The sequence below is a fragment of the Thalassospira sp. MCCC 1A02898 genome (assembly GCF_001618185.1).
In the GTDB taxonomy this organism is placed as follows: domain Bacteria; phylum Pseudomonadota; class Alphaproteobacteria; order Rhodospirillales; family Thalassospiraceae; genus Thalassospira; species Thalassospira tepidiphila.
On the sequence record NZ_LPXK01000003.1, the window covers coordinates 50,613 to 56,879 of the forward strand.

Genomic DNA, 6,267 nt, shown 5'->3' on the forward strand with positions numbered 1-6,267 from the left:
GTTCGCTTTGAAGTGAATAAGGACAAGACTCGGCAAAAAAGGGGCAAATGCGTCTTGTTCCATAAGTGGTCGTAGACTAAGATGCTTTCAATCCCGGGGGAGCAGGGGCTTGTTTCACCTAGATAAAAAGGCAGGCCCAGGGAGATTCGCATATTTCTACTTAGGTAATAGATCGAAATGGCCGTTCGTAAAACCTACCTCGCCGTAATCGGCACCGCCCTGATGCTGGGGGGATGTTCTTTTTCTTCTGAGGCCCTGTGGCCGACACTTGCCGGTGAAGAGGAAACGACGCAGCAAAACGTCGTTGCCAATCAGCCGGTTGGTGCCGATGCCATCACCAGCTATGACGTTGCTGCAAGCACGGAACCGCTGACTGGGGTATCTCAGACCGGAACCTTTGTTGGTACCAAGGTCGAGAACATGCAGCAGGAGCTGAACCGTCTCAAATCCGCTTTGAGCAATCATAGCAACGAACTGCAGCAGCTGCGTGGACAGACCGTCGCGCACTCGCAGGCCTATCACGGCACGGTTGCCGCGATCAGTGCCCGTCTGCAGGTAGGCACCACGCCGGGCAACCCGGTTCTGGTGCAGCAGTGGAACACCGCACAGTCCGAACTGGATCGTGTGAATGATGACATTGCCGCGCTGAACTCGCTGGCCAACAAGGTTGCTGCCGACAGCACGCTGTCGACCTTCCTGCTTGAGTCGGTTCGTTCGGCCTATCAGGTTTCAGGCGCTGTTGACGAAGACCACCGTCAGCTGGCCCTGCTTGAAGACGAAACCAACCGCACCACGGTGCTGATTGATCGTCTTCTGAACGAAATCAGCGAAAGCCTTGCCCGTCAGACGTCTTATGTCAGCACAGAACGCGCGAACCTCAATGCGCTGGCTCTGGCTGTCAAGAATGGCGAGATCTTCGGGGATTCCCTTTCCAAACGTGTCTTCCAGTCGCAGGCTGCACCGGCATCAAGCGGTCAGCGTATGGCAACCGCACCAAGCGACCGTCCGCTTGTCGTGATCCGTTTTGATACGGCGAGCGTCAAGTACGAGCAGGCGTTGTATAACGCGGTGAACCGCGTTCTTGAACGTCGCCCGCAGGCAAGCTTTGATGTGGTTGCGGTGACACCGAATCGTGGTACCCCGGCGCAGGTTGCGCTGAATGCCAATAAATCCAAGCGCAACGCGCAGGCAGTTCTTCGGTCACTGACCGATATGGGCATGCCAAGCTCGCGCGTGCGTGCTTCCGATGCGACCAGCGCATCTGTCTCGGCAAACGAGGTGCACGTCTTCGTGCGCTAAGTCCTGTCGGACACCAACGGATTTTAAGAACGGCTAGCGGGTGCTTCGGGAGATCGAAGCACCCGTTTTTTATTTCGGGTCATGCCGGTCAGGTTATTTCGCCTGATCCGGTCAGCCGGAAAAACAGAAGCCAGAAAACAGAAGGCTGATATGGGCGATCTGGTTAATCTGCGTCAGGCACGCAAACGCAAGCAACGCGACGAAAAGGCGCGCAAGGCCGATCAGAACCGCTTGCTGCACGGGCGCACGCGTGGCGAACGTACCGTGACCGAGCACGAACGCCAGAACGCCGAAAAGCAGCATGACGGGCACAAGCGTGAAAAGCCGACCAGTGGTGAGGAAGACCAAGCCTCCGAGGTCAGCGAAAATAACGTGGTTTCAATCTTCGCATCTGATGATCCGTTCGACAGCGAAGTCAAATAGCGGCCCAATCATTCAAGTGAACAAGAAGATGCCGATGCCGATCCCATGCGGATAAACCGCGTGGGTTGCTTTGTTGGTCAGTGAGATGTGATCAGGGGGCAGAGAACCGTTGCCCGCGTGTGATGTGCAGTGGCAATGGCGTGTTGCCATCGTTGCGGATCAAACGGGCAGGTGTCGGCCGTTGCACAAGGTGGCTCGGCATCACCGGCAGTGCCGGGTATTCAAATCGCGGCATCGGAAATTGCATTCCGTCTGCCGGTCGCAAGTCTTCAGGCGCAATATGAACGGATCACGGGGATCAGTTCAGCAGCGTTTCCGCTTCGCGTTTGGCCTGATCAAGGGCCTCATCCCATCCCATCAACCAGTCTTCATGATCACGGCAGTCAGACGGATAGGGGTTTTCGGTCAGACGGTGGGCATCGATCCCGGCCGAGAAACCGGAACCATAGGCCGAATTCGGCAGATGGCGTTCCTGAACCACCGGCGCATGGGTTTCATACAGGCTGTTGCGAAATGCCGGCAACGAACACAGCACACCATCATCGATGCCAAGCGGGTAGGCCATCATCATGGCGGTGCCAAGCGAGGTGATCGACAATTCTTCACCCGCCGTCATGCGGATCAAGCCGGCCAGTTGAAGATTGGCGATGGCATTGTCGATGCGGCGCTGCAAGTCAGGGCCGTCCTGGATGGCAACCTGATTGCCATAATCGTCGGTACAGAAAAGGGACAGGACACGGCGCAGCAACATGCTGCGATCAAGATTTGCCTCGGCGCTGCGCAGTACGGTCAGCATCAAGGTCGGGTCGCCAGGCGCGAAATCCATAGAACTGGACATTCATGGGCCTCCGTTCGGGTCTAAACGAATTCCCTCCCAAGTCGGCAGCGATTATCTCTTGGCCTTGCTCTCTCGGTCTTGCTCTCTTGGTCTTGAGCGGAGGCAAAGCCCTGCTGCTTTTTCTTATTATAGTTTGCAGATATGTTGCCAACTTGTGAAGACAAGATTTCGCTTATGCGGAATTTTTTGTTCTTGGCAGTGAACAAAAACACTTTGACGGCGTAACAATCTGAAAACAGGTGCCTATTGCCGTTGCTGCGCTGCGGAAGAATTTGGTGAAAATTTTTCCTGATTTGGTGTGGCTTGGGCCAGGTAGCAGCACTCTCGGCCTTGGTGCATCGGCGCAGATCGCCTCAGGTCGCGTTCTTGCCGGGTTTTGTGGCCGTGGACGCGGTCTTGCCATCCGGGTTGCGCCAGACGCGCACGCGATTGCGACCGCCTTCCTTGGCGGCATATAGGGCCTTGTCGGCCTTTTCGATGATTTGCTCGGTCGTGCGGTTCTTGGTCATCGGGGCGGCACCGATGGAGGCCGTGACTGGCAATATCGTCTCGTCCGAGATGGCGACCGGCGATGCCTCGATCACGCGACGCAGGCGTTCGAGAACGCGGGCGCATTGTTTCATGTCGGCATTGGGCAGGCAGACCAGGAATTCCTCACCGCCATAGCGATACACCTTGTCAAACGGGCGCACATGCGATTGCAGGATCCCCGCCACTGATTGCAAAACCAGATCACCGGCCTGATGGCCATAGGTATCGTTAACCGATTTAAAGTGATCAAGGTCGACCAGCGCGATCGCGGTCGGGACCCCGGTCCTGATCGCACGTTCGCGTTCGGCATTAAGATCACCCATCATGGTCTGCCGGTTATAGGTGCCGGTGAGAGGATCGACATCTGAGCGCGCGGTGCGAAACGCACGTTCAAGGCGGCGGAGCTGGGCAAAGAACGATTCTGCGCGCAGGGCCATCATGTCGAACTCGGCCGAATCGACTTCGTGATCGACATCATGTGCACTCAAAAGTCGTTTTGCCGACTCGTGAAGTTGCTGATGGGTGGTTGCCAGGGCGCGCATGGCGGGCTGGTCAATCAGGCGGTTATGGCGATTAAGCGCGTACCACGCCCCGAAATCACAATCATGATCGTCTTCGTCGGTGTCAGATGGCGTCCCCGAATCCGCCAGAACCAGCTTACGGTTCCAGCGCAGCAAAAGGGCGATATGTTCACCCAGTGCCTTTTCAAGTTCGGCAAGAATGTCGCGTTCGGCATCGGCCATCCCGCCATCGGCAATGCTTTCGGGCATTTTATGGCCCTTGGATCTGCCTTTAGCTGGCGGGGTATCTGCCTTGGCCGGTTGCGACTTGTCACTCATTCGGAAGGCCCGGATTGGTGTTACGAAAAGATTTCGCCAAAGGTCTGTTGTAACAGGCGATCAAGTTCCGCCATAGGAATATCGACGCCAAGATCTTTCAGGCTGGTGACACCGTGTTCAGAGATGCCACACGGCACGATTCCACCGAAATGCGTCAGGTCCGGGGCGACATTGATCGCAATACCGTGGAACGTCACCCAGCGGCGCACGCGTACGCCAATGGCGGCGATCTTGTCTTCGCGGCCATCATCGCGCACCACCCAGATGCCAACACGGCCATCGCGCCGTTCGCCTTTGACGCCCAACAACGCCAGGGTGCGAATCACCCATTCTTCAAGGTTATGAACATAGACCCGGACATCGCGACCGCGATTCTTAAGGTCGAGCATCAGATAAACCGTGCGCTGACCCGGCCCGTGATAGGTATATTGCCCGCCGCGGCCCGCGTCATAGACCGGAAAGCGATCCGGATCGACAAGGTCCTCGGCATGGGCACTGGTGCCGGCCGTGTAAAGTGGCGGATGTTCAAGAAACCAAACAAGTTCATGGGCTTCGCCAGCATGAATGGCCTCTGCGCGGGCTTCCATTTCTGCAAGGGCTTCGGGGTAGGAAACCAACTCCGGGGTGGTGCGCCACTCGGGGATTTGCGCGGTTGGGGCGTTGCTTTGCATTTTTCCTGTCAAATAAGTGAAATGAGCCCTTGATCAGGGGATACCAATTTGCTATCTCCCTTTCCGCACCAAGGCAAGCCCACTTAATTACCTCAAGGGCTTTGCTGCAAAACATATGCGGTCGTGGCGGAATTGGTAGACGCGCAGCGTTGAGGTCGCTGTGGGCTAACCCCCGTGGAAGTTCGAGTCTTCTCGACCGCACCATTATCTGGCCTCCCGGTCAATCGGGAAGGTCACGAAAAAGAACCCGTCAGCAATGGCGGGTTTTTTCGTTTGTGGACCTTCCCCATATATCCCCTACAATGGTTTGAATACGGCAATGGATCGGTTGGTGTGCGTCATCACGCGGTTGCGGCATAAACAATTGATTTATTGTGCGGTGCCGCGTTGAAAATTACGCAATGCAGCCCCTTGGCGAAGAATGAACTGAGTGCTTCAATCGCGGGCCAAACTCATTTAGTCTACCGGTCCCGCTAGAGTGAATTATCAGGATTTAACCGATTGACGGTTAATTTATGTAAATACCTGAAATCAAAGGTATTATAATGGCAAATAGAAATGACAAGCTGCGCGAAGCAGCTTTGGACTATCACCGGTATCCCACCCCGGGGAAATTGTCCGTAACGGCAACCACCACCCTTGCAAACCAGCGTGACCTTGCCCTGGCCTATTCGCCGGGCGTCGCGTTTGCGTGCGAGGAAATCGTCAAAAACCCCGATACCGCAGCTGATTACACCGCGCGCGGCAACCTGGTCGGGGTGATTTCGAACGGTACGGCCGTGCTTGGCCTTGGTCCGATTGGCCCGCTGGCGTCCAAGCCGGTGATGGAAGGCAAGGCGGTTCTGTTCAAGAAGTTCGCCAATATCGATGTTTTCGATTTGGAAGTGAACGAAACCGACCCGCAGAAATTTATCGATATTGTCGCAGCGCTGGAGCCGACTTTCGGGGGTGTTAACCTCGAAGACATTAAGGCACCGGAATGCTTCATCATCGAAGAGGCATTGCGCAAGCGCTGCAACATTCCGATTTTCCACGATGACCAGCACGGTACGGCAATCTGTGTTGCCGCCGCGGTCCTCAATGGACTGCGTGTGACCGGCAAGGATATCAACAAGGTTCGCCTTGTCACATCAGGTGCCGGTGCAGCCGCCTTGGCGTGTCTGAACCTTTTGGTTTCCATGGGTTTGCCCAAGCACAACATCACGGTCACCGACCGGTTTGGTGTGGTCTATAAGGGCCGGGCCGAGGAAATGGATCCGTGGAAGGCCGAATACGCGATTGAAACCAACGCCCGTACGTTAAGCGATGTGATCGAAGGCGCTGATATCTTCCTGGGTCTTTCAGCGCCGAACGTGATGGGCGAGGATGAGCTTCGCAAGATGGGCGAAGGCCCGATCATCATGGCGCTGGCCAACCCGACACCGGAAGTTTCCCCGGAACTGGTCAAGGAAATCCGCCCGGACGCGGTTATGGCCACCGGTCGTACGGATTATCCGAACCAGGTGAATAACGTTCTTTGCTTCCCGTTCCTGTTCCGTGGCGCGCTTGATGTCGGCGCTACCGAGATCAACGAAGAAATGAAGATCGCCGCAGTCCATGCCATCGCCGATCTGGCAACTGCCGAGGTTTCCGATGTTGTGGCAACCGCCTATGGCGGGGGGGGGGT

Annotated in this window: 6 protein-coding genes and 1 tRNA gene; 4 read left to right on the plus strand and 3 right to left on the minus strand. The window is 56.1% G+C overall.

Annotated elements, in window-relative coordinates:
- Positions 1–177 precede the first annotated feature (177 nt).
- Together AUQ41_RS04770 and AUQ41_RS04775 are read left to right on the plus strand one after the other, a co-directional pair.
- Entirely contained in the window at positions 178–1,299 is a 1,122-nt protein-coding gene (locus AUQ41_RS04770; RefSeq protein ID WP_063087004.1) for a hypothetical protein, read from the plus strand.
- A gap of 150 nt (positions 1,300–1,449) precedes the next feature.
- Complete coding sequence (locus AUQ41_RS04775) at positions 1,450–1,722, plus strand: DUF4169 family protein (RefSeq protein WP_083952925.1); 273 nt, start codon at positions 1,450–1,452, stop codon at positions 1,720–1,722.
- A 298-nt stretch (positions 1,723–2,020) separates the two neighbouring features.
- On the opposite strand, the gene AUQ41_RS04780 is transcribed toward AUQ41_RS04775, so the two are convergent.
- The 3 genes from AUQ41_RS04780 to lipB form a co-directional block, all read right to left on the minus strand.
- Positions 2,021–2,560 carry a hypothetical protein gene (locus tag AUQ41_RS04780; protein ID WP_120225574.1) on the minus strand — a complete coding sequence of 180 codons (540 nt, stop codon included), beginning with the start codon at positions 2,558–2,560 and terminating at the stop codon, positions 2,021–2,023.
- 353 nt (positions 2,561–2,913) lie between these two features.
- Positions 2,914–3,930 (minus strand): diguanylate cyclase, encoded by a 1,017-nt coding sequence (locus AUQ41_RS04785; protein ID WP_232308310.1) that lies wholly within the window; start codon positions 3,928–3,930, stop codon positions 2,914–2,916.
- A 20-nt stretch (positions 3,931–3,950) separates the two neighbouring features.
- Complete coding sequence (gene lipB / locus AUQ41_RS04790) at positions 3,951–4,601, minus strand: lipoyl(octanoyl) transferase LipB (protein WP_063087005.1); 651 nt, start codon at positions 4,599–4,601, stop codon at positions 3,951–3,953.
- Positions 4,602–4,718: 117 nt separating this feature from the next.
- On the opposite strand from lipB, the gene AUQ41_RS04795 reads away from it, so the two are divergent.
- Positions 4,719–4,805, plus strand: a tRNA-Leu gene (locus tag AUQ41_RS04795).
- 341 nt (positions 4,806–5,146) lie between these two features.
- On the plus strand, positions 5,147–6,267 hold a 1,121-nt coding region (locus AUQ41_RS04800; protein WP_304440732.1), incomplete at its 3' end, for a malic enzyme-like NAD(P)-binding protein.